This window comes from Nonomuraea sp. NPDC049028 (genome assembly GCF_043197735.1).
GTDB lineage: Bacteria > Actinomycetota > Actinomycetes > Streptosporangiales > Streptosporangiaceae > Nonomuraea.
In genome coordinates this window covers 112,209-138,840 of record NZ_JBICTR010000020.1, presented here as the reverse complement: position 1 = coordinate 138,840, position 26,632 = coordinate 112,209, and the positions used below count along the sequence as shown (strand labels likewise).

The 26,632-nt window shown below is 69.2% G+C and carries 26 protein-coding genes and 3 pseudogenes; 18 read left to right on the top strand and 11 right to left on the bottom strand.

Translation table 11 applies throughout. The features are described from left to right. Window positions 1-49: 49 nt before the first annotated feature. Window positions 50-853, top strand: a complete 804-nt coding sequence (locus ACGFJ2_RS54410; RefSeq protein ID WP_393482468.1) for an SDR family NAD(P)-dependent oxidoreductase — start codon at window positions 50-52, stop codon at window positions 851-853. Here ACGFJ2_RS54410 and ACGFJ2_RS54405 read toward each other — a convergent pair. From ACGFJ2_RS54405 to ACGFJ2_RS54380, 6 genes and pseudogenes are all read right to left on the bottom strand, one after another. Then, complete coding sequence (locus tag ACGFJ2_RS54405; protein ID WP_393482537.1) at window positions 813-1,268, bottom strand: TetR/AcrR family transcriptional regulator C-terminal domain-containing protein; 456 nt, start codon at window positions 1,266-1,268, stop codon at window positions 813-815. The genes ACGFJ2_RS54410 and ACGFJ2_RS54405 overlap by 41 nt on opposite strands. A 388-nt stretch (window positions 1,269-1,656) precedes the next feature. Beyond that, window positions 1,657-2,088: pseudogene (locus ACGFJ2_RS54400) on the bottom strand (AAA family ATPase); the annotation flags it as partial. A gap of 94 nt (window positions 2,089-2,182) precedes the next feature. Then, a complete protein-coding gene (locus tag ACGFJ2_RS54395; RefSeq protein WP_358185102.1) occupies window positions 2,183-2,383 on the bottom strand; it encodes a hypothetical protein in 201 nt (66 codons plus the stop codon). 45 nt (window positions 2,384-2,428) lie between these two features. Continuing rightward, window positions 2,429-2,587, bottom strand: a pseudogene (locus tag ACGFJ2_RS54390) (MbtH family NRPS accessory protein); the annotation flags it as partial. A 522-nt stretch (window positions 2,588-3,109) separates the two neighbouring features. Next, window positions 3,110-3,787, bottom strand: a complete 678-nt coding sequence (locus tag ACGFJ2_RS54385; protein WP_357955277.1) for a response regulator transcription factor — start codon at window positions 3,785-3,787, stop codon at window positions 3,110-3,112. Beyond that, the gene (locus ACGFJ2_RS54380; RefSeq protein WP_393482464.1) at window positions 3,784-4,989 is read right to left on the bottom strand and encodes a sensor histidine kinase; all 1,206 of its coding nucleotides are present in this window, start codon (window positions 4,987-4,989) and stop codon (window positions 3,784-3,786) included. The genes ACGFJ2_RS54385 and ACGFJ2_RS54380 overlap by 4 nt, the downstream gene beginning before the upstream one ends. A gap of 199 nt (window positions 4,990-5,188) precedes the next feature. On the opposite strand from ACGFJ2_RS54380, the gene ACGFJ2_RS54375 reads away from it, so the two are divergent. From ACGFJ2_RS54375 to ACGFJ2_RS54345, 7 genes are all read left to right on the top strand, one after another. Beyond that, window positions 5,189-5,917: a hypothetical protein gene (locus tag ACGFJ2_RS54375; RefSeq protein WP_357955273.1), complete on the top strand. Its 729-nt coding sequence runs from the start codon at window positions 5,189-5,191 to the stop codon at window positions 5,915-5,917. Window positions 5,918-6,317: 400 nt separating this feature from the next. Continuing rightward, window positions 6,318-6,731, top strand: a complete 414-nt coding sequence (locus tag ACGFJ2_RS54370) for a hypothetical protein (protein WP_393482461.1) — start codon at window positions 6,318-6,320, stop codon at window positions 6,729-6,731. A 123-nt stretch (window positions 6,732-6,854) separates the two neighbouring features. Beyond that, entirely contained in the window at window positions 6,855-7,784 is a 930-nt protein-coding gene (locus ACGFJ2_RS54365; RefSeq protein ID WP_393482458.1) for an alpha/beta hydrolase, read from the top strand. 36 nt (window positions 7,785-7,820) lie between these two features. Next, window positions 7,821-8,276: a GbsR/MarR family transcriptional regulator gene (locus ACGFJ2_RS54360; protein WP_393482455.1), complete on the top strand. Its 456-nt coding sequence runs from the start codon at window positions 7,821-7,823 to the stop codon at window positions 8,274-8,276. 9 nt (window positions 8,277-8,285) lie between these two features. Then, window positions 8,286-9,098, top strand: a complete 813-nt coding sequence (locus tag ACGFJ2_RS54355) for a class I SAM-dependent methyltransferase (protein ID WP_357955265.1) — start codon at window positions 8,286-8,288, stop codon at window positions 9,096-9,098. Between the two features lie 197 nt (window positions 9,099-9,295). Further along, complete coding sequence (locus ACGFJ2_RS54350; RefSeq protein ID WP_393482452.1) at window positions 9,296-9,895, top strand: TetR/AcrR family transcriptional regulator; 600 nt, start codon at window positions 9,296-9,298, stop codon at window positions 9,893-9,895. Continuing rightward, the gene (locus ACGFJ2_RS54345; RefSeq protein ID WP_393482449.1) at window positions 9,892-10,458 is read left to right on the top strand and encodes a carboxymuconolactone decarboxylase family protein; all 567 of its coding nucleotides are present in this window, start codon (window positions 9,892-9,894) and stop codon (window positions 10,456-10,458) included. Before ACGFJ2_RS54350 ends, ACGFJ2_RS54345 begins: the two co-directional genes overlap by 4 nt. Before the next feature lie 105 nt (window positions 10,459-10,563). Here ACGFJ2_RS54345 and ACGFJ2_RS54340 read toward each other — a convergent pair whose 3' ends face one another. Beyond that, window positions 10,564-11,490, bottom strand: coding sequence for a LysR family transcriptional regulator (locus ACGFJ2_RS54340; protein WP_393482446.1), 927 nt, complete (start codon window positions 11,488-11,490; stop codon window positions 10,564-10,566). 105 nt (window positions 11,491-11,595) lie between these two features. On the opposite strand from ACGFJ2_RS54340, the gene ACGFJ2_RS54335 reads away from it, so the two are divergent. Together ACGFJ2_RS54335 and ACGFJ2_RS54330 are read left to right on the top strand one after the other, a co-directional pair. Continuing rightward, window positions 11,596-12,015 (top strand): hypothetical protein, encoded by a 420-nt coding sequence (locus tag ACGFJ2_RS54335; RefSeq protein ID WP_358185080.1) that lies wholly within the window; start codon window positions 11,596-11,598, stop codon window positions 12,013-12,015. Next, window positions 12,008-13,570, top strand: coding sequence for a multicopper oxidase family protein (locus tag ACGFJ2_RS54330; RefSeq protein WP_393482443.1), 1,563 nt, complete (start codon window positions 12,008-12,010; stop codon window positions 13,568-13,570). The genes ACGFJ2_RS54335 and ACGFJ2_RS54330 overlap by 8 nt, the downstream gene beginning before the upstream one ends. Before the next feature lie 87 nt (window positions 13,571-13,657). On the opposite strand, the gene ACGFJ2_RS54325 is transcribed toward ACGFJ2_RS54330, so the two are convergent. Then, a complete protein-coding gene (locus ACGFJ2_RS54325; RefSeq protein ID WP_393482440.1) occupies window positions 13,658-14,539 on the bottom strand; it encodes a tyrosine-type recombinase/integrase in 882 nt (293 codons plus the stop codon). Between the two features lie 820 nt (window positions 14,540-15,359). Here ACGFJ2_RS54325 and ACGFJ2_RS54320 point away from each other — a divergent pair. Genes ACGFJ2_RS54320 through ACGFJ2_RS54300 form a run of 5 tightly spaced genes read left to right on the top strand, consistent with a single transcriptional unit; the run spans window position 15,360 to window position 19,752 of the window. Further along, a complete protein-coding gene (locus tag ACGFJ2_RS54320; protein WP_393482437.1) occupies window positions 15,360-16,358 on the top strand; it encodes a Gfo/Idh/MocA family protein in 999 nt (332 codons plus the stop codon). After that, window positions 16,336-17,331: a LacI family DNA-binding transcriptional regulator gene (locus ACGFJ2_RS54315; protein ID WP_357955249.1), complete on the top strand. Its 996-nt coding sequence runs from the start codon at window positions 16,336-16,338 to the stop codon at window positions 17,329-17,331. The genes ACGFJ2_RS54320 and ACGFJ2_RS54315 overlap by 23 nt, the downstream gene beginning before the upstream one ends. Window positions 17,332-17,360: 29 nt before the next feature. Continuing rightward, window positions 17,361-17,879, top strand: a complete 519-nt coding sequence (locus ACGFJ2_RS54310) for a VOC family protein (protein WP_357955247.1) — start codon at window positions 17,361-17,363, stop codon at window positions 17,877-17,879. Further along, window positions 17,876-18,766, top strand: a complete 891-nt coding sequence (locus ACGFJ2_RS54305) for a sugar phosphate isomerase/epimerase family protein (RefSeq protein WP_357955245.1) — start codon at window positions 17,876-17,878, stop codon at window positions 18,764-18,766. Before ACGFJ2_RS54310 ends, ACGFJ2_RS54305 begins: the two co-directional genes overlap by 4 nt. After that, complete coding sequence (locus tag ACGFJ2_RS54300; RefSeq protein WP_393482432.1) at window positions 18,763-19,752, top strand: Gfo/Idh/MocA family protein; 990 nt, start codon at window positions 18,763-18,765, stop codon at window positions 19,750-19,752. The genes ACGFJ2_RS54305 and ACGFJ2_RS54300 overlap by 4 nt, the downstream gene beginning before the upstream one ends. Before the next feature lie 125 nt (window positions 19,753-19,877). Here ACGFJ2_RS54300 and ACGFJ2_RS54295 read toward each other — a convergent pair whose 3' ends face one another. Together ACGFJ2_RS54295 and ACGFJ2_RS54290 are read right to left on the bottom strand one after the other, a co-directional pair. After that, window positions 19,878-20,636, bottom strand: a complete 759-nt coding sequence (locus tag ACGFJ2_RS54295; protein WP_393482429.1) for a tyrosine-type recombinase/integrase — start codon at window positions 20,634-20,636, stop codon at window positions 19,878-19,880. A gap of 352 nt (window positions 20,637-20,988) precedes the next feature. Then, complete coding sequence (locus ACGFJ2_RS54290; protein WP_225302104.1) at window positions 20,989-21,735, bottom strand: TetR/AcrR family transcriptional regulator; 747 nt, start codon at window positions 21,733-21,735, stop codon at window positions 20,989-20,991. Window positions 21,736-21,840: 105 nt separating this feature from the next. Here ACGFJ2_RS54290 and ACGFJ2_RS54285 point away from each other — a divergent pair, with 105 nt between their 5' ends. From ACGFJ2_RS54285 to ACGFJ2_RS54275, 3 genes are read left to right on the top strand one after another with little or no spacing between them, the layout of a single operon-like run. Beyond that, entirely contained in the window at window positions 21,841-22,839 is a 999-nt protein-coding gene (locus ACGFJ2_RS54285; protein WP_357955239.1) for a zinc-dependent alcohol dehydrogenase family protein, read from the top strand. Window positions 22,840-22,852: 13 nt separating this feature from the next. Continuing rightward, window positions 22,853-23,215, top strand: a complete 363-nt coding sequence (locus ACGFJ2_RS54280) for a nuclear transport factor 2 family protein (protein WP_358185065.1) — start codon at window positions 22,853-22,855, stop codon at window positions 23,213-23,215. A 21-nt stretch (window positions 23,216-23,236) separates the two neighbouring features. Then, window positions 23,237-24,520, top strand: a complete 1,284-nt coding sequence (locus tag ACGFJ2_RS54275; protein ID WP_393482425.1) for an SGNH/GDSL hydrolase family protein — start codon at window positions 23,237-23,239, stop codon at window positions 24,518-24,520. A gap of 86 nt (window positions 24,521-24,606) precedes the next feature. On the opposite strand, the pseudogene ACGFJ2_RS54270 reads toward ACGFJ2_RS54275, so the two are convergent. Beyond that, window positions 24,607-25,774 (bottom strand): annotated as a pseudogene (locus tag ACGFJ2_RS54270) (transposase). Window positions 25,775-26,632: the final 858 nt, after the last annotated feature.

Below are 26,632 nucleotides of genomic sequence, written 5' to 3'. Positions count from 1 at the left end.
TGATATAGCAACTTGCACTGCGTGCAGGGTCGTGCATACAGTGTTGTGCATGACGAAGATTGACTACTCGAACCAGACCACGATCGTCACCGGAGCCAGCTCCGGTCTCGGTGCGGAATTCGCCCGCCAATTGGCCCGCCGCGGCTCGAATCTCGTGCTCGTCGCCCGCCGGGCGGACCGGCTCGAGAGCCTGGCCGGCGAACTGACCCGCGCCCACGGCGTCACGGTGACCACTATCGCCCGCGACCTCGGTCTGCCCGACGCCGGCCGCACGTTGCGTGCCGAGCTCGAATCGCGCGGCATCTACGCCACCGGGCTCGTCAACAACGCGGGCTTCGGCACCCACAACGTCTTCACCGAGGAGGACCCGGAACGTCTGCAGAGCATGATCGCGTTGAATGTCGGCGCGCTGGTCGACCTCAGCCGCGCCTACATCGGTCCACTGACCTCCGCCGGCTCCGGCGCCCTGATCAATGTGGCGAGCCTGCTGGGCTTCCAGCCGACCCCGTACCTGAGCGTCTACGGCGCCACCAAAGCGTTCGTCCTCAGCTTCACCGAATCGCTGTGGGAGGAGACCCGCGGCACCGGTCTGCGCGTCCTGGCCGTGTGCCCGGGTGCGATGCAGACCGAGTTCTTCGACGCCGCCGGCAGCCAGTCGGCCGATTACGGCGCGAAGCGGGCGACCCCCGAGGACGTCGTGAGGATCGCCCTCGACACGGTCGACCGCCGCTCCGCCCCGCCGTCGGTGATCACCAACGGTCGTCCGCTGGCGCTGGCCGGCAAGTTCCTGCCGCGGCGCGTCGTCGTCCGGTTCATGGGTTCAACGCAGCGCCGCGCCATGAGCCATGCCTAGCGCTTGACCATTCCGCGGTCAGCATTGTCGGGGTGCGCCGACCGCATAGCCGTCGAGGAACAGCGCCACCAGCATCGGGGTCGATGATCGCCAGTGTGCCGGCGTCGGCCTGTTCGCGCAGGTACGTCGTGAGCGTCGAGCGCATCATCTCCATCGTCGTCGTGAAGATTTCCGCGAGCCGAGGAAAGCGACCGACCTCGCTGACGATCAGCCGGTAGATGGCCACCACGCGTGGTGCGGTCCAGTCCCGGGCTATCTGCATCCCGAATCGGGTCAGCACCTGCGCGGGCGGATCCGCCATGGCGGTCATGCCGTTCAGCACGGCCTCGCGCGCTCCCCCCACGAGGTCCTCGACCACGGCGACGAGCAGAGCGTCCTTGTTCGGGAAGCGTGCGTAGATCGTCTTCTTCGACATCCCGGTGTCCCGGGCGATGCGTGAGACGCCGGCCTCGGAGAAGCAGCTCGAACCCGGCCGCCTCACCGACCGCGCCGAGCACCAGCTCGGCCAGGACCAGCTCGCCGGCGCCCATGTGCTCGCACGCGGCGACCGCCCGTGCGGCCATCTCCCAGCTACGCGGGCTGGGCCAGCCGCGGCCCGCCCGGTCGGGACTGTCGGGCACCGCCAGCACGAGTTCCGGCCGTACCCGCAGGAACGCCCCGACCAGCGCCCGTGCGCCGGCGACCTCGGCGGGCCCGGCTGTGTCCTTCACGTCGAACTCCGGCACGGGGAACCCGCCGACGAAGCCCTCGGCGATGTCCTCGGCCGAGACCGTCCAGTTCAAGTGGATGAGCCGGTTGGCCAGCGGCGCGGACAGGTCCCAGCCGTCGGCGGCCTGTTCCGGCGGGTTGGCGGCGGCCACGATCCGCACCTCGTCCGGCAGCACCAGGTCACCGACCGTGCGCTCCAGCACCACCCGCAGCATGGCGGCCTGCACGGCTGGCGGCGCGGTGGTCAGCTCGTCGAGGAACAGCAGCCCGCCGTCCTCGGCGGCGAGCCGTTCGGCCCATCGCGGCGGCGCGAACCAGGTGCTGCCGTCACGCAGCACCGGCAGCCCGGAGAAGTCGCTGGGCTCGCGGATCGAGCCGACCACCACCTCGACCGGCAGGCCGACGGTCGAGCCGAGCGCGGTCACCACGGATGTCTTGCCGGTACCCGGCGCACCCCATACGATGACCGGCAGATTGGCCGTCACCGCGACCGCGAGAGCTTCTCGTGTCACTGATGGTGCCGCCATTGTCGTCCTCCTCGTCGGCCGCCCAAACCGTTTCCGGGCAGCATGTATCGGAACGTCGAGCCGTGACGCTGACGTTCGGTGTGGTGTCTGTCGGCTATTCCTGGTTGCGGAACAGGCCCCGGCCGCCGTACTTCTTGTGCACCGCCTGCTTGCTGATGCCCAAAGTGGCGGCGATCTCCGTCCTGCTGTTGCCCTGGGCACGGGCTCGGCGGACCGTCACCGCCTCCAGGCGCGCCATCTCACGGCGGAGCTCGGCGATGGTCGCGAGCGAGTCGATCGGGTTGCCGGCGTTCACCGCCTGGGCGAGCACTGTGATGCGGTCGGGCTCCGTACCGTCATCCTAGGTTGACGACCGGCGCGCGTCAACCAAAGATGACGGCCGACAGAGATCAGGTCCCTCCGGGTGCACCACGGTCCAGCCGTCTGGCACGTCGATGAACACCGGCCAGGGCGAGCGCTGGCCCTCGTCATTCGCCAGCGCCAGGTAGCGGACCGCCCGGGTCCTCGAAGGGGTTGGTCATCGCGTTTCTTCCTTTCCGGCTGGGTTCGCCCCAGGACCGCCGCATCCGTTCCGCAAGGGGCGGACCAGTTCCTGCAGGCCGACCCCGCATCGAATACGCCCTCACTCCGCTGGACGCTGACCTCGTCGACCACCTCATGCCCCTGGTCACCTGGGTCGCCCGCCACGACGTCGTCATCACCTCCGACCTGTATTTCACTGGGCGCCTGAACCGTGACCGACCGCCGACGCTGAGCCCGCCGCAGCATCACTGTCGCTGAGCACCCACCCGCTCGCTATCGACCGAGACACGGGCTGGTGTTCATGTCCGCCCCCACCCCTCACGCAGGCCGAGCGGCTCCCGAACTAAATGACAGGCGCGCAGCTCGGAAGCATCTGAAACGGCTCCCGGAAAAGCCGACATTCGGCTCTCGTTTCCACCGACATAACCAGCCAGCCCTCGGCGGCTCGCTAACGCCACTGACGGTTCGGTTGTTGCTCAAGCCCCGAGGCGCTCGACGATCACCTCGGAGGGTGAGGGTCTTCACCGGGTCGTACGTGGCCGGTCTCATAGGCAGCGACGACCGCCTGCACCCTGTCTCGTACGCCCAGCTTGGCGAGCACATTGGACACATGTGTTTTGATCGTGGCCTCGCCCAGGTACAGCCGGCCGGCGATCTCGGCGTTCGACATGCCACGAGCCATCAGGCTCAGAACGTCTCGCTCGCGCTCCGTCAGCGTGGACAGTATTTCGGCGCGGGGCGTACGCGTGGGCGTAGCCGCGGCGAACGACTCGATGACCCGCAGCGTGACGGAGGGGTCGAGGAGGCCGCCGCCGGACGCCACGGTGCGCACCGCCTCGACCAGTTGTTCCGGAGGCGAGACCTTGAGGAGAAACCCGCTCGCACCGGCCCGTAGCGCTCCCTCGATGTAGCCGTCCTCGTCAAAGGTGGTCAAGATCACTACCTTGACCTCCCGGTGCGCGGCGAGAACACGCCGTGTGCCTTCGATGCCATCGACGTCCGGCATCCGGATGTCCATGAGAACGACGTCCGGACGCGTCCGTTGGACGACTTCGACGGCGGACGCTCCGTCTTCTGCCTCACCCACGACATCGATGTCGCGTTGGGCGGTGAGAATCATCCGCAGACCAACGCGGACCATCGCCTGGTCGTCGACGAGCACGACCCGGATGCTCATGGCCACCTCCGTCGGATCGGGAAGCACGCGGTCACCGCGAACCCGCCCTCGGCGCGGGGGGCCGCCTGAAGGGTTCCGCCGAATATCGCGGTACGTTCGCGCATACCGATCAAACCGTGCCCGCCGGTGCGGTCCGCACCGGGCGGGTGGTCGGCCCGGCTTCCGGAGAGCGCCGCCCCCTCGCCTGTCGCCTCGCCTGCCCCGTCATCGCGCACCTCGATCGTCACGGTGTCCGCCGCGTACCGGATGGCCACCTCGGCGTGGCCGCCGGGCGCGTGCCGCAGGACGTTGGTCAACGCCTCCTGGAGCACCCGGTATGCCGAGACGTCCAGCGCCTGGTGCAGAGGCGTCGGCACGCCTTCCACCCGCAGTTGGGCGGGCAGACCCGCCGCACGTACATCGGCGATCAACTGCTCGGCCAGGGCGAGTGACGGCGTCGGCGCTGTAGGGGACTCCGAACCTGATTTGCGCATGATGCCGACGAGTGACCGCAGTTCCTCGACGGACTGGCGTCCCAGCCGCTCAAGCCCGAGCATCACCTCACGCTCGGCCGGCCGGTGTTCCAGTACGTCCTCCAATTGACTCCGCAGGCCGCCGATCTGCAGCGTCATGATGCTCACCGAGTGGGCGACCGCATCGTGGATCTCCCGGGCTATGCGGGTCCGTTCCTCTATGACAGCGGCGTGCGCCACCGCCTCCCGCTGGGCGTCCAGGGTTGCCGCCATCTCGGCGAAGGCACGGCTGCGTCCCTGCTCGCGCTGCACCAGGACGCCGCTCCACCAGCCCACAACGAAGATCAGTGGGAAGAAGACGTTCACCCAGGAGAACCCGGCACGCATCGTGTCGGAGGCCGCGTATATCAGCATGGCGGCGATGAGAGCCCAGCGCGACCGGCGGAGAGGCTCCCCGAAGCCGGCCCAGCCGACGGCGAGCAGCGTGGAGATGAGTCCGACCCCGCCGGGCCCGGGGATGTCCAACAGGATCACAACGGGGTAGAAGGCGGCGACGACGACGGCACCGATGGCCGGCCGCCATCGGGCCAGCACCAGGCCCATCGGAACCCAGGCGGCGACCACGCTCAGGTGAACCGGCGTCGGGTCGAAACGCTCGTTCGACAGCGCTTCGACGACCGCGAGCACCCCCATCGTCGGCGGCAGCAGCCACGCCAGAAGCCGCAGGTCACCCGGTCGCCGTCCTCGCATGCTGCAAATGCTAAGCGTGACGGGGCGCTGGTGGTTCCCCCCTGCGACGGAGGGACCGGCCACCGTCTTCCCCCTCCCGGCGGAGGCGGATCAGGCACCTGACTGCGGAGGCGCGTTGAGAACGAGGTGAGTGACGATCGATCACATCACCGACCGGCCCGCCAACGGCCACGGGGCGATCCTCGAAAGGATGTAAACCATGACCACCAGCCCGTTCGTTCCCGGAATGGACCACGGCAGGAAGTCCACCGCCGCCATCGAAACCGCCGAACCACCCCTCAGCACCCGCCGGCGAGGGGCTCTGCATCTCCTCGCCGGGACCGCTCTCATCGCAGGCCCCGTCCTGTTCGCCGCCGGCATGGCGACCACACCGGCGGCCGAGAACCTCGACGGCGTCGTGTACATCGCCTCTCTGGGGCGCGACGCCACCCAGACCCAGGTCTCCGCGCTGTTCCTGCACTACGCGAACCTGCTGTTCGGGCTGGGCATCCTCGCCGGTCCGGCACTCGTGCGCAGCCGCCGGGGCTTCTGGCCGGTACTCACCGGATCCGTGCTCGCCGCCATCGGCTTCGCCAACCTTTCCGGCATGCTGCTCAGCGACTGGTGGAACCTCTCGGCCGCTACGCACCTCACTCCGGACCAGGCCGCAACCGTGTTCCAGGGATTCCAGCAGTCGTCGTTGCTGGCGCTGTGGGACGGCACCACTCCGTTCAACCTGCTGGGCCCGGTCCTGGTCCTCGTCGGGCTCCTCCGCGCCGGTGTCGTGCAGTGGTGGACGGTGCCGCTGTATGTCGCCGGCGTCGCCGGCCTCATCATGATCCCGGCCGACCTCCCTCTGGCCACCGCAGCCGCGGTGCTGGTGGGTTTCTCGCCGCTGGCTCTCATCGGCCTGCGCCTCGTCGGACGCTATCGCGCCGGCACGATCTGATCGCGTCACTGTGGCGGCCCTCGCCGCCGTTACGGGCGCCGTGGTCCTGCCGCGAGCGCGGTGAAGGACAGAAGGAGTGCGGCGGTTCGCGGCGGATCCTCCACGATCGGCGTATGCCCCACCCCGGGCAGCAGTTTGACCGTCGCGCAGTGACCGGCCCTGCTTCCGGAAGCAGGGCCGCTAGCAGCGCGACGCCCCCGCTGAACAGGCGGGTAGCAGGTATCAACCCGTCGGCGACCTGACCCCGGAACCGGCTCCCACGGGTGTCAGCGACCCGGGCGCGTGCTGCTGCCGACACAGGTAACGTCCGCGTTCATCGTCGGTGTCCGCTCGCGCGCCTGTACGGGAAAGGGCGCCGGGCCGCGGCGTACGGCCCCGATGCGGGGAAGAACGGGTACATATGTACCCGGGCCGGATCCGGTGGGCCGAGGTCGTTGAGCAGGCCCGAGTGGTGATCGCCGCCTATGAGGGCGGGGTGACGCTGCGGCAGTGCTTCTACCGCCTGGCCGTGGCCGGCGTCATCCCGAACACCGCGGCGGCCTACCGCAAGCTGTCGGCTCACCTGGCCGAGGCGCGTCGGCGCGGCGCTTTCCCGGACCTGATCGACGCGGTGCGCGCGATCCACGCCCCGCTCGCCTACACCGACCCCGGTGAGATCCTCGCCGACGTGCCCGAGCTGTACCGGCGCGACCGGATGGAACACCGGCCGGTGGCGCTATACCTGGCCGCGGAGAAGGACATCTTGCGGGCCCAGATCACCGGCTGGACCGCCGAGTACGGGCTGCCGGTGCTGGAAATTCCCTGTCACTCGTAGATGCCGCCGATGCGCCGGAGTGAGCGGCGGTGCGCAAGCTTCTCCCCGTACCGCCTTCCAGATTGACATTGCTAGATATTTCAGTCATGTTTGAAATAACTAGCAGCAAGTATGGAGCAAGCCATGGAACACGTGACCTTCAACAGCCTCGGCACCCGCTGCGCGGGCGATCTCTACCTGCCCGAGACGAGCGACCCGGTCCCCGGGCTGGTGCTCGGGCACAGCGGGGTGATGGTCAAAGAGGCGCTGGCGTTCTTCGCGCCCTACTTCGTCAAGGCCGGCTTCGCGGTGCTGGCCATCGACTACCGCACGGTCGGCTCCAGCGAAGGCGAGCCGCGCGGCCTGGACTACCCGGAACGGCAGGCCGAGGACTTCCGCAGCGCCGTGTCCTACCTGCAGACCCGCCCCGAAGTGCAGCCGGAGCGGATCGGGGTGTGGGGGGTGAGCATCGGCGGCTCGGTGGCGGCCCAGGCCGCCGTGCTCGATCGGCGCATCAAGTGCGTCGTCGTGCAGAGCCCCAGCGTGTGGAACGGATGGCGCTACCTGGAACGCCTCCTGGGCCGTACCGGTGTCCACGCGCTGCGCGACCAACTGCAGCAGGACTGGCAGCGGCGCTACGAAGGCGGGCAGAGCGCTCGCGTGCCGCACCTGACGCTGGAGGGCGACAGCGTGAAGGACACCCCGGACATGTCGACCCGCCTGTTTCCCACCTACCGCAACGAGAAGACCCTCGACTCGGCCGAGCACCTGCTCACCTTCGCACCGGACAACCTCATCCACCGGCTCGCGCCGACGCCACTGCTGATGATCGCCAACGGCGGCTGGGACCCGTACCACATGCTCGAGGAGGCGCAAAGCGCCTTCTCCAAGGCGGCCGAGCCCAAGCGGCTCGCGGTGCTGCCCTACGACGTGCTCGGCCTCTACACCGGCCCGGGCCTGGAGGAGGCGATGGCGCTCGCGATCGACTGGTTCGACCTCTACCTGCGCAGGACCCGGCTCGCGGACATCACCCCGACACCCACCTACGAGTCGGTGGCCGCCATGACACAGTGAACCGGCACACGATCAACAACGGAGGAGGATCCGACGATGAGCGACGAGGAACAGCAGGACCGGCTGCTTCGATGGGTGGAACGGGTGGCCGCCTTCTGCGTCGAGGAGTGGGGGCTGCCGCCCATCACCGGACGCATCCTCGGCTGGCTCATGATCTGCGATCCGGCCGAGCAGTCCGCCGGGCAGATCGCGGAGGTCATCCAGGCCAGCCGGGCCTCGCTCACCTCGAACATGCGGTTTCTCACCGCCATCGGCCTGGTCAAGAAGGTGAGAAGGCCCGGCGATCGCGTCTCCTACTACCGCATCGAAGACGACGCCTGGCAGAAAGTCATCCAGCGCAAGCTCGAAAGCCTGAGCGCGTTCGGCGAGATCGCCGACGAAGGGCTCGACATCGCGGGCGGCGAGGGGCACCGCACCGAGCGCATCAAGGCCGCCCACGACTCCCTGACGTGGCTGCAGAACCTCGCGGCCCGTCATCCGCTACGCCGTTAAGGAATCCCCATGCACCGCTGGCAACCCAAGCTCGGGCTGATCCAGGAAACGCTGCTGCTCACCCTCTATGCCAGAGCCCTGGACGCCGGGCAGCCCAGCCCGATCCTCGGCGACACGCTCTCCGCCGACCTGGCCGGCGACATCGATTACGACTTCGGCAAGCTGAAGGTCAAGCCCAACCTCGTCCTCACCACGGCACTGCGCGCCAAGAAGCTCGACGACGTCGTACGCGCCTACACCGCCGCTCATCCCGGATGCGTGGTGCTCGACCTGGGCTGCGGCCTGGACACAAGGGTGTTCCGCTGTGATCCTCCGCCCGGCGTCGACTGGTACGACATCGACTTCCCGGAAGTGGTGCACCTGCGGGCCGAATGTCTGCCCGGCCGTTCCCACCTGGTCGGAGCCGACCTCACCAGCTCCGACTGGCTCACAGCCATCCCCGGTGACCGGCCGGCGATGATCGTCGCCGAAGGGCTGCTGCCCTTCATGCCCGGCGACTCCTTCCAGGCGATGACCCGCGCGCTGGCCGGCCATTTCCCTTCAGGCGAGCTCGCGCTCAACGGCTACACCCGCTTCGCCGCCTGGGCCATGAAGTACCACCCGACCATCAAGGCGCTCGGCATCAAAGCCGCCCAGGGCTTCGACGACCAACACGAACCAGAGTCCTGGGACGCCGGCCTCGAACTGATCGAGGAGCAGATCCTCACCCGCGCACCGGAAATAGCCCGGTTCCCGCAACCCCTACGCGCGCTGACCCGTCTCACCGCCCGCAGCACGGCCTTGTCGCGGCAAGGGGCCCGCATTCTCCGCTACCGGTTCTGAGACCGTGCGGGGGGCGGAAACAACGCCCTGCAAGTGGTGCGGGCCGGCTGACCTCCGACCACCGCGGTTCGACGCGGAGCGTGGGGTGGATGTCGACCTCAGCGACCCAGATTGCGCAATCTCGGAGGTCATAAGTTGCGCCGGGACGCCACCACCTCCTATCTTGGAATAGTCGTTCCAAGATAGGAGGTGGTCAGATGCCCGACATCAAACATTTCGATCCCGACGCGACTCTGGACCAGGTGGTGAACCTGTTCTGGCAACGTGGGACCGACAGCACCGGCATCGCCGATGTCGTCCAGGCGACCGGGCTCAGCCGCTCCAGCCTGTATGCGACCTTCGGCGGCAAAGCGCAGCTGCAGGCCGCCGCGCTGGACCGCTATCTGGAGCGGCAGTCGCGGCCGGTGTTCGAGGCTCTGGCCGCCGACACCCGGGGCGTGCCGGCCATCGTCACGTTCTTCGAGCGGCTGGTAGCGGCGCGGTGTGCGGGGGAGCACGCCCGCTGGGGATGCCTGGTCACCAACAGCCACGCTACGGCGAGCGGTGGCCTGCCGGAGATCCGCGAGGTTCTGGATCGCCACCACGACGCACTCCGGGCGGCGATGCGCGCCGCGCTGGAGATCGCGCGCGCCGACGGCCAACTCCGGGCCGACCTGAATGTGGAGGCGGCCGCCGAAGCGCTGACTCTGCAGGCCTACGCGGTCAACCTGCGTTCGCGAGCCGGCGCCGAGCCGGCCGTCCTGCTGGCGGGCGTGCACGCCGTAATTGACGGTTTCACCACTACCGAGGAGAGATGATGAGCGGTTTTCGCACCTATGACGAAACCGACGCCCCCGAGGCCGCCCGTCCCATGTTGGAGGCGGCCAAGAAGCGGATGGGGTTTGTGACCACGCTGAACGGGGTGATGGCCGAGTCGCCGGAACTGCTGGCCGGCTACAACGCGCTGGCCGAGCAGTTCGGCAAGTCGTCACTACCCCTGGCGGCCAAGCAGGTGGTGCTGATCACCGCCAGCGTGGAGAACGGCTGCGAGTACTGCGTGGCCGCCCACTCCACGCTCGCGCTGCGTGCCCGGGTGCCTGCCGAGGTGGTTCAGGCCCTGCGCGCCGGCCAGCCGATCGCTGACCAGGCGTTGGAGGCGGTGCGCCGCCTCACCCAAGCGGTCGTGGCGCAGCGGGGCTGGGTGGCCGAGGCCGAGATCGAGACGTTCCTGGCCGCCGGGCACACCCGCCGCCACGTGCTGGACATCATGCTCGGCGTCGGCATGAAGACGCTGTCGAACTACACCAACCACATCGCCCACACTCCGCTGGATCCGGCCTGGGCCGATCAGCAGTGGAGGCGGGAGCAGGCGACGGCTTGACCCGTTGCCTGCTCCGCCATGCTCACCGTCATCAGCCCCCCGTAGGCTGCTAGACACCCGGTGGCAGGCGCCGCGGGGGTGACGCGGCAAGGCCCGGATGCCGCGCTATCCGGGGCCTGGCATCCCGCGCGTGGTGTGGCCGCCCCGCGGTTCGCCGGTGACCCAGTTCCAGCTGGTGATCGTGGTGCGCATCAGGCGGGCGGCGGTCGACAGGTGGCTGTCGGCGCCCCAGTACAGCGTGATCGCGCGACGGCAGTCAGGGCTGTCGACGGTGATCGCGGCGAGGGGAACGCGGACCGAGGTGTGCCGGGCGAAGGAGGGGACGAGGCCGATGCCGAGCCCCGCCCCGATCAGGTCGGCGATGGCACTGGGCTCGTCGACCTCACAGACGATCTTCGGTGTGCGGCCTCTGGCGGCGAAGAGCCGGTCGAGGAGCCGGCGCTGCCAGTGCCCCTTGCGGGCGGCGACGAAGGGCTGGTCGGCGAGTTCGTCGATGCTCACCGAGGTACGGGCCGCCAAGGGATGGTCGAGTGACGTGGCCACCCACACCTCCTCATCGAGCAGCTGAACCGCCTCCAAGCCCTCGGCGTGAATCGGCTGCGAGGCGACACACAGATCGACCTCTTGGGCCCGCAGGTGGCGGGCCATGTCCTCGGCCGCCGCCCAGCGGAGTTCGACCTCGATGGTGGGATGAGCTCGCTTGTAGGCCGCCAGCGGCCCAGTGAGGGTGAGGAACGTCTCCGACGCCAGCCGCACCGTGCCCACGCCCTCGCTGGTGGCCTCGGCGACCGCTCGCCGGCCCGCGTCGAGCTCGCCGAGAGAGCGTTCGACGTAGTCGCGGAAGAGCCTGCCCGTGTCGTTCAGCCGGAGCCGGCCGCTGCGATCGAACAGCGGTGTGCCCAGTTCGCTCTCCAAGCGGGCGATGGTACGGCTCAGCGATGGCTGGGCGACGCGCAGCTCGTCGGCCGCGCGGCTGAGGTGTTCGAGCCGTGCCACCACCAGGAACTGCCTGAGCGTGTTCAGCTCCATCATGCCTCTCAATGCATAACAGCATAGCGATATTGATCTTAGACAAGATAACCCACAAGCCATAGCGTCGATGCCGAACAACGAAAGGGGGGATATCCCATGCTCACCATGCCCGCGCGTCGGACGACACCGACGGGGTGGACACTGCGGGCCGTCGTCAGCGCGCATGTGGTGGCGGTCGTCGGCCAGCCGGTGTTCGCCGGGGCGTACCTGACCGGTGACTTCGACAGTCTGCGCTGGCACGCGGTCGGCGCCGACGTGGTCACCTCCATCGGCTACCTACAGGTGGCCGTGGCGATCGTGGTGTGGATTCGGCTGCGCCGGGTCTGGCCGTTCCTGGCCACGATGGCGGTGGTGGCGGCCGAGACCGTGCAGTACTTCGCCGGGTTGGACGGCGCGCTGTGGTTGCACATCCCGTTGGGTGTGATGACCGTCGCCGCGCTCGTCGTACTGTTCATCGCCGTCTGGCTGGGCGGCGGTTACGTACGTGACGACAAAGCGCCGCGGCGGGAGGTCCACCATGCGTGAGGGTGTGACCCGGCGCCGGGTTCTGGGCATCGGCGGGGCGCTCGGGCTGATGGCGGCCACCGGGCTGTCGGCCTCGGCCGCGCTGGCCCGCCGGCCGTCGATCACCGGTGCCGAGTTGCGCAGTGCCGTACCGCTGCCGCCGCCGTTCCACGTGCCGCTGCCGATTCCCGCCGTGCTGGCGCCGGTCGGCACCTCGGGCGGAGCCGACCGGTACGAGATCACCCAGCGTGAAGCGAGCGCGGAGATCCTGCCCGGGGTCAGGACACCGCTATGGACGTACGAGGGCACCTTCCCCGGGCCGACGATCGAGGCGCGCCGCGGCCGGCCGATCACCGTGACGCACCACAACGAGCTACCTGTGCCGACCGTCGTACACCTGCACGGCGGACGGACCCCTGCGGCTTCCGACGGGTACCCGACCGACCTCGTCCTGCCCAACGGCCGGCCGCAGGCAGCCTCGCACATGGGGCACGGCCGCGATCCGCGGGCGGCAGTGACCGAGCTGACGCGCGACTACACCTTCCCGCTGGACCAGCGGCCCACGCTGCTCTGGTACCACGACCACCGGATGGACTTCACCGCCCCCGCGATCTGGCGCGGACTGGCCGGGCTGCAGATCGTCCGCGACGACGCCGAGGACGCCCTCGGCCTGCCCTCGGGGCGGCGCGAACTGCCCCTCATGATCGCCGACCGGGCGTTCGCCGCCGACGGCGGCCTCGCCTACCCCGCCCTGCGCGGGCGGCCGGGCGTACAGGAGCCGTATCTCGCCGGGGTCCTCGGTGACGTGATCCTGGTCAACGGCGCGCCCTGGCCCGTGCACGAGGTCGACGCGGCCCGTTACCGGCTGCGCGTCCTCAACGCCTCCAACGCCCGTCACTACGAGCTCGAAGCGGTCAGCGACGACGGGCGCCCGCTCGACTTCGTCCAGATCGGCGCCGACCAGGGACTGCTCGCGGCGCCGGTCACCCACCGGCTCCTGCCGATCGCGCCCGCCGAACGCTACGACGTGATCATCGACTTCACGGACCTGCCGGTCGGCAGCCGGGTGAGAATCGTCAACCGGCTGGGCACCGGGCGTACCCGCGACGTGATGGCCTTCCGCGTCGCGCGCAAGGCCACCGACGACAGCCGCATCCCCGGCATCCTTTCCACGGACCTGCCGGACTGGCACCGCTCGCAGGCCGTCAGGACGCGCGAGTTCTCCTTCCGCACCGGGCGAATGGGCGGCGACCACGGCTGGCTGATCGGCGGGCTGCCGTTCGACCCCGCCCGCTCCGATGTCACCGTCGGTCTCGGCGAGGTCGAGGTGTGGCGGCTGGTCGCCGACGTCCATCACCCCGTCCACCTGCACCTGGTCGGCTTCCGGGTGCTCTCGCGCGGCGGCCGGCCGCCGTTGCCGCACGACGCGGGACTCAAGGACACCGTCTCACTTCGGCCGGGCGAATCGGTGGAGATCATCACCCGTTTCGACGGCTACCGCGGCCGTTACCTCTTTCACTGCCACAACGCCGAACACGAGGACATGGGCATGATGGCCAACCTTGAGGTCGTCTGACTTTCCTACGCGCGAGGTTTGGCCTTTGTGCAGACCAAGTACGGGAGAAAGGGACAGTGGCCCATTCCGCGCTGACGAAACTGCTGGTCAGTGGGTACGGCGGCGGGGTGCCAGGACCTCGGTGACCTTGGCGATGGCCTCAGCACCGGGTTTGACGTAGCGCATGGCGGTGCGGGGGTTCTTGTGGCGGGTCTTGCCCATGATGAGCTGCAGCGGGACTTCGGCGTCGCCGAGGTGGGTGGCGGCGCTGTGGCGCAGCTGGTGCAGGTCGAGCCCGGCGTACTTCTCCAGCAGGACGCGGGCGCGGTCGTAGCCGAGGCGGGCGCGGCCGGTGTGCGGGCAGATGTCGGCGGCCGCAGGGCGGCGGGCCGGGACGGGGCGGCGTTCGGACAGGAACAGGGGACCGTGCGTGCGGGTGCTGCCGTCGGGGAGCCGGAGCAGGCGGGGCAGCAGGTGGGCGGTGCCGCTGTCCCAGTAGACCCATTCGATGGCGCCGCCCTTGGAGCGGACGGGCGCGCGGCGGTGCTCCAGATCGAGGTCCTCGACGTTCAGAGCCAGGATCTCCGCGGCTCTGGCCGCGGTTTCGTAGAGCATCCGCCACAGCGTCCGCTCGCGAAGGGGGATGTTGCGGCGCGAGAGCAGCCGGTGGAGGGTGGTCTTGGCCACGGCGCGGGTCTCGTCGGCGGATTCCTTGCGGTGCTCAGCCTCGGCCTGGACCGAGGGGGCGGCCCAGTGCTTCTTGGTCTGGCACCAGGTCAGCCAGGAGGTGATGGCGGCGCGGTTGCGGTTCCAGGTCGCCGGCGCGGACTTGCCCCACAGCTCGGTGAGCGCGGTGCCGATCTCGGCGTCGGCGACTTCGGTGCGGCGCTCACGCTGACCGCCGTGCGCCGCCCGGCGTGATGTACCGGATAACGTGCCGGAGTCGCGCACGGCCCGGTCGAGGGGTTCTGCTGGTCGCCGCGCCGTCATGATCGCTCATGTACGTGATTCCTTTATCAGGTACATCTGGAGGGCGGCGCGTAAGGCCGGGAAGGCGGGATCCTGGGTTCGGCGGGCGGGCGGATCTCCATCCTGCGCCGAACCGGCCGACGGCCCGGCCTGTCGGGCAAGCGAGGCCGCCGACCTGATCGAGGGTCCGTGGTCAGGCGGGATCGTGGACGATGCGGTGCACGTCGCCGCCCGGTTCGGTGTGGAAGTGCAGGCCCTTGGCGGCAGGCGCTTCTCCATCTCGTCGGGGCTTTGGTCGGCGGTGTCGGGCAACTGGTAATACTCCTCCAGCACGGCGTGGGCCCCCTTACTCCGGGACGGGAAGGCGCGGTGCCGGGAACAGGCCGCCCACCAGCGCAGTCGCCTCCCGCCGCGACGGCAAGGAAGTGCTGTATCGAGGCGACCGCGACAGCCTCGCCCGCATTCTCAGCGACCTGCAAGACTGACCACATTTGCTGCTGAACGCCGGCCGATGCGGGTCAGCTGGTCCAGAGTTGGTCCGAGAGCTGACACGCCGCGTTGGATCGATCCGTGGTTGACACCTGGGTGGTCCTCCACTAACTTTTCTGCAACCGATCTCAGCAACCGATCTCAGTGGGGAGTTCATGACCGCTGACCCCAGCGCTCTGCATGTCTGCAGCGTACGGTGCGACGCGCTGCTCCGGCCGTCGCACGGAGACGCTGATGACCGGGCTCTTGGTGTCGTCGATGGCCCCGGTGATCGTGCGTTGGTCGGGCGCCGCCAGGCCCTGCGGGCCGGCGAGCTCGCCGAGGGGATACTCGGCCGCAGTGGTCCGCAGACATGAAAAAAGCCAAGACGATCATCCTCGGCGCGTCGCACTGGCATGTGCACCTGTGCGCAGACCGGGTCGCCGAGCAGCACGACGTCGTGGGGGTCAGCGACCCCGACACGTCGCGTACGGAGCACCTTGCGCGTCTCTGGGACGCGCCTCTCTACCAGTCCTGGGAGGAAGTGCTTGCGGCCCACGGGGACGCCGAGCTGGCGTACGTCTTCGTCCCGCACGACGTGATGCGCGAGGTCTGCCTCGCTCTCGTCGCTCGGCGCATCCCGCTCGTCGTGGAGAAGCCGGCCGGGGTGTCGTTGCAGGAGCTGGTCGACGTCCGGGCGGCCGCGGACGCTGCCGGGATACCGATTGCAGTGCCTCTCGTGCAGCGGGGAGGCCCGACCGACCGCTGGCTGGCGAGAGCCGGCCGCTCGGTGTACGAGAGCGTGCAGTTCATCGCGGGCCCGCCCGACCGCTACCTCGTCAACGGCAGTCCGTGGATGGTCGACGTCGAGCGCGCCGGCGGCGGGTGCATGGTCAACCTCGCCCCGCACTTCGTGGATCTCTTCCTCCGCTCGGCCGGTGCGGAGGAAGTAGCGGTGACGGCAGCCTTGTCGTCGAAGCTGCACCGCCGCAGCGTCGAGGACTACGCCTCGATGACGCTGACCACGGCCGACGGACGGATCGCCACCATCGAGGTGGGATATGCGTTCCCCGGGTCGCCGCTCAAGCGGCACTGCTCCTTCATGCGGATCGGCGCCGCGGGGACCGCGACCATCTGGTCTGACGGGAACGCGTCGTTCACCTCCGTCGACGGCGTCACGGAGACCGCACTCATCGACGTGGACAGCGACCCGTTGTACGGATTGTTCGTCGACCAGGTGGCCGAGCGGCTGAGACGTGATTTCGTGGAGCTCCCGCGGATCAGCGATCTCGAGACCACGATGGCCGTCATCTGGGACGCATACGCGCACAGCCGACAGGAGAGAACCGGTGTCCACACCCAGCATCGATGAGGTAGCGGCGGCAGCCGGGGTCCACAGGTCGACGGTCTCGCGGGCGTTCTCCCGCCCCGAGGCCGTCAAGCGGGAGACCCTGGACCACGTCCGCCAGGTGGCGGCCTCCATGGGCTACAGGATGAGCCCGCTCGCCCAGGCGCTCCGCACCAAGGTCAGCACCCTCGTGCCTCTGGTCGTCCCCGACATTACCAACCCGTACTTCGCCGAGCTCGCGAAGGCCATGACGGCCGCCGCGGGGGAGCGTGGCTACCAGCTGGTGCTGTGCGTGACGGAGAATGACGCGGACGCCACGGCCCGGTACCTCGACGCCATGCAGGCGATGTACGCGCCTTTCGCGGTGATCGCGCCCTACACCCGGGTCTTTCCCGCCGAGTTCGAGTCCCGGGGCTTCGGAAAGCGGCTGGTCGTCATCGACCGGGTCGAGTCCGGCGACCAGGCATCCACGGTGACCATCGACAGCGCGACAGGGATCGCGCTCGCGTTGGACCACTTGTTCGAGCTCGGGCACACCTCCATCGCCTACGTCTCGGGGATCGCGGGGACGCACACCGCCGCAGATCGACGCCAGGCTTACCGGACGCTGGCGGAGAAGCACGGGATGACGCCGATCGAGCTCGACAGCAGCGGGATCGGCGTCGGCGCCGGCGAACGTGCCGCAGAAGAGCTCGTGAGCCTGCGTGAGCGGCCGACGGCTGTCATCGCGGGCAACGACCTGGTCGCCTTCGGACTCATCAGCTCGCTCGGCTCGCGGGGGATGTCGGTCCCCGGCGACGTCTCGGTGGTGGGCTTCGACGGTCTGGCGCTCGGCGCCCGCAGCAACCCGCCGCTGACCTCGGTGCAGCAACCCATCGCCGAGATGGGCCGCATCGCGATCCGTCTCGCCGAGCAAGCGGCGAACGGCGGCCCGGTCGAGCACGTGGTGCTCCAGCCGCAGCTACTCGTCCGCTCCTCGACCAGGCCGGTCCGGTGACTGGCCGGCTGCTGCCCGGGCTCCGTCACGTGGACCATGCTGCGTACACGGTCCCCGACCTGGACGAGGCGGTGCGCTTCTTCGTCGAGGTCCTCGGGGCGGAGGAACTCTACCGCTCCCAGCGCGGTCCCGACCCGTCGTTCATGCCGGCGCACTTCGACGTCCCGTCGGACGCTGTCCTCGAGCTCGCAATGCTGCGGCTCCCGCCGAACCTGAACGTCGAGCTGTTCGAGTGGCAGTCCGTGGACCAGCGGACCCAGCACCCTCGACACAGCGACCGGGGCGGTCATCACCTGTGCTTCGTCGTCGACGACGTCGACGCGGCGATCGCGCACCTCGGCACGATCCCGAACGTTCGGGTCCTCGGCGGCCGCAAGGAAGTCGGTCCCGACAGCCCCCTCGTGGCCGGCAACCGGTGGACGTACTTCGTCACCCCCTGGGGCCTGCTGATGGAGCTCGTGGACCGGTCCCGAGTACAGAACCCCCCGAACCTCGTCGGCCCGGCGGACTGGAACCGCCCGCCAAGAAGGAGCACCCCTCTCTCATGATCATCGCCGGACACACGCTGGGAACCCCGGGCCGTGACCTCGCCGATGCGCTGCGCCTCTTCGGCACGGCAGGTCTCGACGCCGCCGAAGTCATCTACCAGGACGACTACCCGGCGGCCATCAGCCCGTCGGACCCGCGGTCTGCGCAGCAGGCCGCCGCGATCGCCGACGCCGAAGGTGTCCCGATCGTCGCGCTCACCCCGTACACGACCTCCATCAACAGCGTCGACGCGGCGAGCTGGCAGCAGGGGATCGACGAATTCCGCGCATGCCTCCAGGCCGCGCACACCGTCGGTGCGACCCGCGTCCGGGTGTACGCCGGCGCCTGGCACCCGGGGGACACCGATTACGCCCGGCACTGGGAGCAGCTGCGGAGCGCGCTGACCGTCCTCGCGCCCGAGGCCGCGGACGCGGGCGTCGTGCTCTGCGTCGAGAACCACTTCGGCACCATGGCGCAGACCGCGGCCGATACCGCCCGTCTCGTCAGCGAAGTCGGCTTCCCCTCCGTCCGCGTCCTGTACGACCAGGCCAACCTGACCTTCACCCATGACGAGACCTGGCAGGAGGCCTTTGCCGTCCAGGGCGAGCTCGTCGGCCACGTGCACGTGAAGGACCTGGTCTTCAAAGACCCGGAGGCGCCCTTCCGGGCCTCGGACACCGCCCGGGTCAAGGCTGAGGAACGCGCTGTCAGGTCCCGGGTCGTCGGTACGGGCGTCGTGCCGTGGCCCGACATCCTCGAGGAGCTCGTGCGCCGCGGTTACGACGACGTGCTCTCACTCGAGTACGAGTACCGGTGGCATCCTCAGGACCTGCCCGACCCCGCGATCGGCTTCAAGGACTCCGCGCTCGCGCTCCGCAAGATGCTCGCCACGGTGGTGCCCGCGTGACGAGTGGAGACGTGCTGCGCATCGGTGTGGCGGGCGCTGGCAACATCGCGAGCATCGCTCAGCTCCCGACCCTCGTCACTCGCGACGACGTGGAACTGCGGGGCCTGGTCACCCGCAAGGATGACCCGCAGCCCCTGATGCGGCGCTGGGGCTTCCGCCGTGCCTATCCGACGGTCGAGGCGTTGCTCGAGGCGGAGGAACTGGACGCGTTGTTCGTCCTCACGCCCCGGTCGGAGCACGTCCACGCGACGCGACTCGCGCTGGAGGCCGGCGTCGACGTCTTCTGCGAGAAGCCGCTGGCGACGAGCGCGTCCGACGTGCAGTCCCTCGCCGAGCTGGCCGCCGTACGAGAACGGGTGCTCATGGTCGGGTTCAACCGCCGCTTCGCTCCGGTGTACGAGGCCGGTCGCGCGGCTTTCGGGGAGAGCGGCGCGAGCTTCTGCGTCGCCCAGAAGAACCGGGCAGGCTCCGAGTACCGCGCCACCTTCGAGAACGCGATCCACATGGTCGACCTGCTGCGCTGGTACTGCGGGGGCGAGCCCGTCGACGTCAGCGCGCACGCGGCCGGTGAGGATCGCTGGCAGGAGGACGGCGTGGCCGCGCTCGTCCGGTTCGACAACGGTCACTCCGGCGTACTCGTGGGGGCCCGCGACGCTGGCGGCTGGAGCGAGAAGCTCGACGCCTACGGAGACGGGGCGAGCGCGAACGTCACCGCGCCCGACCGGATCTCGATCAGCCGACCCGACGGGACGACCGTGCGCGAGATGTCGCCCGAGGCCTTCGGCTGGGCGACGGCAACGCAGACGTTCGGCTTCGCCGGAGCGGTTCACCACTTCCTGGACCGTGTACGGGACCGCGGTGAGCCCTTGACGTCTGGGGCTGACGCGGTGAAGACCCAGCTCCTCCTCGATCGCATCCTCGCCGCCGCCGGGCTCCCCACCGAAGAGCAACCCGGACGGGCCTGGAGCAGCCACGCCAAGAAGTGACGGCGACGACCTGACGTCGTTACCGGCTTGATCAGGTCGTTCAGCCTTCTGCGTGTTTATTTGGGGTGTAGCCAAGGTAAGCCCAAAACCCACAATCGCGATCTTGCTTGAGCAAGTCGAGCGGGTCAGCCGCTGGTCCGAGGGGCGAGCAGGCTGGTGATCTCGGCGATGGCGTCCGGTGAGGGCTTGAAGTAGCGCCGCAGGTTCTCCGGTTTCTTGTGCCGGGATTTGGCCATCAGCATCAGCAGGCTGGTGCCCGCCTCGCCCAGGTGGGTCAGCGCCGAGTGGCGGAATTCGTGCAGGTCCCACCCCGTGCCGGGGCCGTTCAGCGCGGTGTGCTCGTCCAGCAGGGCGCGGGCCTGGCCGTAGGACAGGCGGGCCAGGCTGGTATCGGGACAGACGTCGCGGGGGCTGACAACCTTGCCGGGGCCGGGGCGACGGTGGGTGACGAAGACCGGGCCGCGGGTGCGGCCTTTGAGCAGGCGAGGGAGCAGCCGAGCGGCGCCGGCGTCCCAGTAGACGGTCTCCAGCACGAAGTCCTCGCGGGCCTGACCGCGGCGGCGGGTCTTGGCGTGGGCGCCCTTGGCCTTGACCCGTGCCTGGCGGGCCGTCAGGTCCAGGTCCTCGATGTTGAGGGTGAGGATTTCCTCGGCCCGGGCGGCCGTCTCATACAGGAGCCTGTAGAGGGTTTTCTCCCGGACGCCGACGTCGCGGCGGATGATCAGCCGGTCGATCGCGGTCTTGGAGCGGGCGGGGGTCTGGCTGTCGGGTGCGGTCAGCCGCTTGGCCCAGGCGGGTACGGCTGGTGCGGTGTGGCTTGCGGCACCAGGCCAGCCAGGACAGTACGGCGACGCGGCGGGCGTTCCACGTGTTGACGGCCGCACCGCCCCACAGCGCTTCCAGGGCCTCGCCGATCTCGTCGTCGGCCACCGCCGCGAGGAGGCGGTGCTCGCCGAGCCGTTGCGCGATCTTGCCGACGCCGGCGGCGTAAGCGCGCACGGTGTTGGGGTTGGGCACGGTGTCGAGGAAGGCGTCGGCCGCGGCGCGGACCGTCAGGCGCTGGGCGGCTGGCAGCGGCGTCACGGCGGGCACGGCGTCCTCCTTGCCGCAGATAACAGGGCCGCTTCACGCAGCAGCCCGCTTTCGTTACCGCAGGTCGTGATCAGCGGTGCCACAGATAACAGAGTGTTATCTGTGGCGTGCTACATCTCGTTGTGCGGCACATCGTCCAAAGGTTCAGGCCGAGGAGTGCGGCGTCCTCGCGCGGCGCGCATGCTCCACGTCGAGCCCTAGGGATCTGAGCAGGTCGAGCAGTTCGGCGTGGTAGAGCTTGGCGGGGTCGCCGGTCTGCGTGCCGAGATGGCCGTAGACCTCCAGGGAGATCAGGCCGTGCATGCGGCCCCACATGCGCAGGGCGAGGGCAACGGCAGCCGGGGGCAGGTCGGGGAAGTGTTCGCGGATGGTGTCGGCCAGGCCGGGTGAGAAGTCCGACCACTGGTGGTCGGTGGATGCCTGGGTGGCTTTCGCGTACGGCCAGGCGGCGGCGGCCAGTTCGGTGAGTCCCAAGCAGGCACGTTTGGCGGCCTCGGGGGCCGGTCCTCCGGTCGGCGCGTGGTAGCCGGCGACCGGATCGCCGTAGATGAGCCGGAAGCCTTCGGGGTTGGCCAGCGACCAGACGCGTAGGGCCTGCCCCCAGGCCAGGATCCGGCCGGCGATGTCGTCGGGGGCGACGGCGTCGCGTGCAGTTTCCACCTGGTCCAGCAGCGAGGTGTAGATGTCGTTGATCAGCGTGGTGATCAACGCGTCGCGGGTGTCGAAGTAGCTGTAGATGGCGCTGCCGCTCATCCCCATCTCGCGGCCGATCGCCCGAAGCGAGACCGCGTCGGGGCCGCCCTCGCTGAGGTGCTTGAGCGCGATGGCTTTGATCTCCGCGGTGGTCTGCGCCCGCAACCGTGCCCGCCGGCCCACTGTCTGCTCTTGCACGCTTGACAGCTTACACCGCTACGTTAGAGTACGGCGCACCAAGTTTGAACGCCGTTCTGAGTTTGAACGGCGACAGGATACGTGTAACTGAGAGAAGAGTTCGTGATGAAAGCCAGGACAGTCCTGTTCGACGAGCTCGGCGGTCCCGAGGTGCTCTACCTCGCCGACGTGGAAATCGGTGAACCCGGCCCCGGCCAAGTGCGGGTGCGCATCGACGCCTTCGGACTCAACCGGGGCGAGGTGTTCCTGCGCACCGGCCGCTACTACTACGACGCGGTGCTGCCCGGCTCGCGTCTGGGAACCGAGGCCGCCGGCGTGGTGGAGGCCGTCGGACCCGGCGTGACCGGCTACGCCGCCGGAGAAGCGGTCAGCATCGTGGCCAAGCCGAACGACGAGGGAATGTCCGTCCACGGCATCTACGCCGACCGGGCCATCGTGGCGGCCGAGCGGCTGATCCGCCGTCCGGAACACATGGACGCGGTGACCGGCGCGGCCATCTGGGTGCCCGCGTTCACCTCCTACGGCGCACTGGTCGAGGTCGGCAGACTGCAGCCCGGCGATGATGTGGTCGTCACGGCCGCCTCCAGCAGCGTCGGCCTGGCCGCCGTCCAGATCGTCGCCCACCTGGGCGCCACGCCCATCGCGGTGACCAGGACCGGCGCCAAAACCGACCGGCTTCTGGCCGCAGGCGCCAAGCACGTGATCGCCGCCGACGACGGCAACGTGGTCAAGCAGGTGCACGCCCTCACCGGCGAGCGCGGCGCGCGGCTGATCTTCGACGGCGTCGCCGGGCCCGACCTGCCCGACCTGGCGCAGGCCGTGGCCCCCGACGGCATGCTGATCGTCTACGGCTCCCTGGACGGGCGGCCCACCCCTCTGCCGATGTGGTGGCCGATCAACGTCTACGGCTACGCCATCTTCCACCTGTTCGCCGATGAGGAGCGGGTCCTCCGGGCCGAGACCTTCATCACCGATGGCCTGCGCGCCGGAGCGCTCGCCCCGGTCATCGACCGCACCTTCGACCTGACCGACATCGTCGAGGCCCACCGCTACATGGAGTCCAACACCCAGGTCGGCAAGATCGTCGTGACCGTCCGGCACTGACCAGGAGAAACCCATGAACTACGCCGAGCTCATCCACCGGTTCATCGAGGCCATCAACGACACCGACGCCGCCTCCCGGCGCGCCACCATCGAGGAGATCCTCACCCCCGACTGCACCTACACCGACCCGGAGATCGCCGTTGAAGGACACGATGCGCTGGATTCGGCGTTCGTCGACCTGCAGCAGCGGATCCCGCCTGGTTTCCGCTTCGGCCTGAGTGCCCCGGTCGACGTGCACCATCGTCAGGCCCGTTTCTTCTGGCGGTTCGGCAATCCCGAAGCCGGCACCACCGCCGCGACCGGCTCCGACGTCGCCGTCTTCGCCGACGGGCGCATCCGCCACCTGTACGCCTTCTTCGACGCCACCAACAGCTGACCCCACCACCCGGGAAGAACCATGTCCTCCGCCACCCGACGGCTGTTGACCGTCACGGCCATCACCGTCTGCGCCCTGCTGACCGGCGCCGCTGCCGCATTTCCGGACACCGCCCGGCAGCCCTCAGCCGCCACCGGACCCGGCTGGAGCGCGACCTGGACCGCCGCGCCACAGCGCCCCAGCACCAGCTTCGCCCCCAACTGGTCACAGCAGGGCTTCACCCGACAGACAGTGCGCCAGATCGTCCGGATCAGCGCCGGCGGTAAAGCCGCCCGGATCCGGCTGTCCAACCGCTACGGCACCACCCCGCTCACCGTCGACCAAGCCACCATCGCCCGCACCGACCGCGGAGCCGCCATCGAGCCGGGATCGCTGCGTCACCTGACCGTCCGCGGCAAGCGCACCTTCACCGTCCCGGCCGGGACCGACCTCGTCACCGACCCGGTGCCACTGCACCTGGCCGCCCTGGACTCGGTCACCATCACGTTCTTCGCGGCCCAGCCGACCGGCCCGGCCACATATCACGCCCAAGCCCTCGCCACCACCTACCGGGCCGCCGGCGATCACGCCGCCGACGTCGGCGCCGCCGCCTTCACCGACACCTCGCAGTCCTGGTACTACCTCACCGGCGTGGACATGATCCCCACGGCGCGTCGCGGCGGCGTGGTCACCTTCGGCGACTCCCTCACCGACGGAGCCGGCAGCAGCACCGACGCCAACAACCGCTACCCCGATGAACTTGCCGAACGCCTGGCCGCCGCCGGCACGCCCCGCGCCGTGCTGAACCAAGGCATCGCCGGCAACCGCGTTACCGTCGACTCGGCATGGTTCGGCGACAAGGCCACCGCCCGCTTTCGCCGAGACGTCCTCGGCCAGCCAGGCGTGCGCACTGTCATCATCCTGGCCGGCATCAACGACATCGGCATCGGCGAACTGGCGGCGGCGCCTCCCTCCCCGATCTTCGCCCCCTACCCCGACGTCTCCGCCGGCCAGGTCATCGCGGGACTTCGCGAACTGATCCAGCTGGCCCACGTTAAGCACCTGCGCGTGATCGGCGCGACGGTGATGCCGGTCAAGGGATCGGCCTACTACACCGCCCGCAGTGAGGCCAAGCGCGAGGCCATCAACGCCTGGATCCGCACCTCTGCCCCGTTCGACGCGGTGGTGGATCTCGACCGCGTCACCGCCTCACCCGCCGACCGCGACCGGCTCAACCCCGCCTACGACTCAGGCGATCACCTCCACCTCAACGACGCCGGGTATCGAGCCATCGCGGGCGCCATCCACCCGGCCGACCTCGGCTGAACGTCCGAACCCCGCCCGTTGCCGATCGCCTCCACCTGCCGCGCCCTGGCACCGCACTTGTGCAGGCGATCGTGGAGGCCGTGGGATCAACCAGGGCTGTGCGCGGCCTGGCGCCCGACGGGTTGAGCCACGTCATGCAACCTGGTGAAGTCAATGTCCAGGCGGGGCTCGTACGCCTCCGGGGTGATGGCGAGCTCATGCGTGGAGTACTCGCCGAACCGCATGATGTGCTCGGTCAGATAGGGCGAGACCTCGGCCAGGTCCTCGGGCTCGACCTTCCACCCCTCGGCCTGCAACTGCCGCACCACGTCGGCGATGTCGAGCGTGTTGTGGAAGATCACGTAATTAGTGAGCAGCGAGTTGAACTTCATCGCCTTCTCCTGCTCAATGGGGTCGTTGTCGGCAATCACCCCGCGCTGGCCGAAATGCAGCCACTCGGCGAAGCCGTTGTAGGCCTCCACCTTGTTGGTCGCCGCGGTCACCCGCCGGCGCAACGGGGCGTCCGACAAGTACCGCAACAACTGCACCGTCCTGATCACCCGCCCCACCTCGCGGAAGGCGGCGTAGTGGGCGTTCTTGCGCGAGCCGGAGCGCAGCCGGCGCAGCAGCAGCGTTGAGGAGATGGCGTTCTCCCGGATGGAGACCGCCACCCGCAGCAGGTCCCGGAAATGGGTCTCGATCAGCGTCCAATCGATGACGTTCTTGCCCGGCTCGCCGAACAACGCGTCGATGTGCCGGTACCGGGTGGCGCGGCCGGGCCGGTAGAAGGTCAGGTCCTTCCAGTTGCGGATGCGCGGCATCAGCTCAAACCCGAGCAGGTGCGCCAGAGTAAAGACCGGGAAGTCTGGCCTTGGGTATCGGCATGGATCGTGGTCGGCTTGACCTCCGAGGCGTTCTGCAACAGCCCGTCGATGATGTAGACCGCCTCCCACACCCCACAGGGGATAAATCGAGTGAACAAGGCGATGTAGGTGTCGGCGACGTGGTGGTAGGCGATCCCGCCGGGCTTTCCGTACCGGACGCTGGTCTCGGCCGGTTGGCGGCCATGGACAGCTCGTGCCCGCTGACCCCGGGGATGTGCCGTGCGGCCTCGTACGGGCCCATGTTGGTGCCCTTGACGAACGTGGTGATCACGTACCGGCCGAACGGGTCGGTCAGCTTGGGATCGCTGCCCGAGGCCGGGCCGAAGCGGTGCCACCATTCGATCCAGTACGCGGTGCGGGCCACGATGCCCAGCAGCGAGCGTTCCGGCATCCGCGCCTTGATCGCCTGCTCCAGCTTGCGGGCCGAGGGCCGCTGCTCGTCGGCTCGGTGGGCGGCCAGCGTGGGCACGCCGGTCTTGGGGTCGATGAACAGGTCTTCGTTATCGGGATAGCCACCGTCGCCCGCGGCCGACGCCGCGGTCAGCTTTTCGCGTAATTCGGCGGTGAAGGCGGCGGCGTCGAACGGCCGCGCATCGCCGGCCTCGCGCAGGCCCACGTCCACCAGGTACTGCGGCAGCTTGGCCTCTATCGCCTCCCAGCTCAGCAGTTGCCGGCTCCAGTCGGCGTACTCCTCCGACCCGATCACCGCCACATCCCCGGTGCGCAGTTCCTCGGCCAGGTAGCAAAACACCATCGCCTCGAAATGGCGGCGCACCAGCATCCCGGGCCGGTGCCGGTCCCGCACCGCCTTCTGCCAGTTCTGGGTGGCGAAGGAGACGTCGATCATCTGGCCGTCGGCGTCCACTTCGGGCAGATAGTCGCGGGCAGTGCGATGCCGCCGCGCGTGCTCCAGCGCCCGCAGCACCCGGTCATCGGCGCTGGTGGCTCGCAGCTCTAGCAGCTCGGTCAGCTCGTACATCACCGCCCGGTCCTTGCGCAGCTGCCCGTACAGCAGCACCTCCCAGTTGTCCTCATGATGGGCTGAGACCTTCTCGATCTGCTCATACTGCTGGGCGAACCCTCCCAGCCCGTCCACCGCGGCGCTCACCGCGCCCAGCGCGCCGGCCTGCACCCGCACCGCGCCGGTCAACGCCATCAGGGCCGCCACCAGCCGGCCGTTCAACCGGCGCGCGGCCTCGGCCACGTCAGCCCCATCGTCCAGTCCGGCCAGCGCCTGCACCACCTCACC

What these genes read in the sequence shown, in the direction of transcription:
- ACGFJ2_RS54360 (WP_393482455.1), top strand. Translation starts at nt 7,821, where the DNA reads ATGAGCGACGAGGAACAGCAGGACCGGCTGCTTCGATGGGTGGAACGG.
- ACGFJ2_RS54335 (WP_358185080.1), top strand. Translation starts at nt 11,596, where the DNA reads ATGCCCGCGCGTCGGACGACACCGACGGGGTGGACACTGCGGGCCGTC.
- ACGFJ2_RS54275 (WP_393482425.1), top strand. Translation starts at nt 23,237, where the DNA reads ATGTCCTCCGCCACCCGACGGCTGTTGACCGTCACGGCCATCACCGTC.
- ACGFJ2_RS54365 (WP_393482458.1), top strand. Translation starts at nt 6,855, where the DNA reads ATGGAACACGTGACCTTCAACAGCCTCGGCACCCGCTGCGCGGGCGAT.
- ACGFJ2_RS54370 (WP_393482461.1), top strand. Translation starts at nt 6,318, where the DNA reads ATGTACCCGGGCCGGATCCGGTGGGCCGAGGTCGTTGAGCAGGCCCGA.
- ACGFJ2_RS54355 (WP_357955265.1), top strand. Translation starts at nt 8,286, where the DNA reads ATGCACCGCTGGCAACCCAAGCTCGGGCTGATCCAGGAAACGCTGCTG.
- ACGFJ2_RS54410 (WP_393482468.1), top strand. Translation starts at nt 50, where the DNA reads ATGACGAAGATTGACTACTCGAACCAGACCACGATCGTCACCGGAGCC.
- ACGFJ2_RS54285 (WP_357955239.1), top strand. Translation starts at nt 21,841, where the DNA reads ATGAAAGCCAGGACAGTCCTGTTCGACGAGCTCGGCGGTCCCGAGGTG.
- ACGFJ2_RS54385 (WP_357955277.1), bottom strand. Translation starts at nt 3,787, where the DNA reads ATGAGCATCCGGGTCGTGCTCGTCGACGACCAGGCGATGGTCCGCGTT.
- ACGFJ2_RS54345 (WP_393482449.1), top strand. Translation starts at nt 9,892, where the DNA reads ATGATGAGCGGTTTTCGCACCTATGACGAAACCGACGCCCCCGAGGCC.
- ACGFJ2_RS54405 (WP_393482537.1), bottom strand. Translation starts at nt 1,268, where the DNA reads ATGTCGAAGAAGACGATCTACGCACGCTTCCCGAACAAGGACGCTCTG.
- ACGFJ2_RS54340 (WP_393482446.1), bottom strand. Translation starts at nt 11,490, where the DNA reads ATGATGGAGCTGAACACGCTCAGGCAGTTCCTGGTGGTGGCACGGCTC.
- ACGFJ2_RS54380 (WP_393482464.1), bottom strand. Translation starts at nt 4,989, where the DNA reads ATGCGAGGACGGCGACCGGGTGACCTGCGGCTTCTGGCGTGGCTGCTG.
- ACGFJ2_RS54325 (WP_393482440.1), bottom strand. Translation starts at nt 14,539, where the DNA reads ATGACGGCGCGGCGACCAGCAGAACCCCTCGACCGGGCCGTGCGCGAC.
- ACGFJ2_RS54350 (WP_393482452.1), top strand. Translation starts at nt 9,296, where the DNA reads ATGCCCGACATCAAACATTTCGATCCCGACGCGACTCTGGACCAGGTG.
- ACGFJ2_RS54305 (WP_357955245.1), top strand. Translation starts at nt 17,876, where the DNA reads ATGATCATCGCCGGACACACGCTGGGAACCCCGGGCCGTGACCTCGCC.
- ACGFJ2_RS54280 (WP_358185065.1), top strand. Translation starts at nt 22,853, where the DNA reads ATGAACTACGCCGAGCTCATCCACCGGTTCATCGAGGCCATCAACGAC.
- ACGFJ2_RS54330 (WP_393482443.1), top strand. Translation starts at nt 12,008, where the DNA reads ATGCGTGAGGGTGTGACCCGGCGCCGGGTTCTGGGCATCGGCGGGGCG.
- ACGFJ2_RS54320 (WP_393482437.1), top strand. Translation starts at nt 15,360, where the DNA reads ATGAAAAAAGCCAAGACGATCATCCTCGGCGCGTCGCACTGGCATGTG.
- ACGFJ2_RS54375 (WP_357955273.1), top strand. Translation starts at nt 5,189, where the DNA reads ATGACCACCAGCCCGTTCGTTCCCGGAATGGACCACGGCAGGAAGTCC.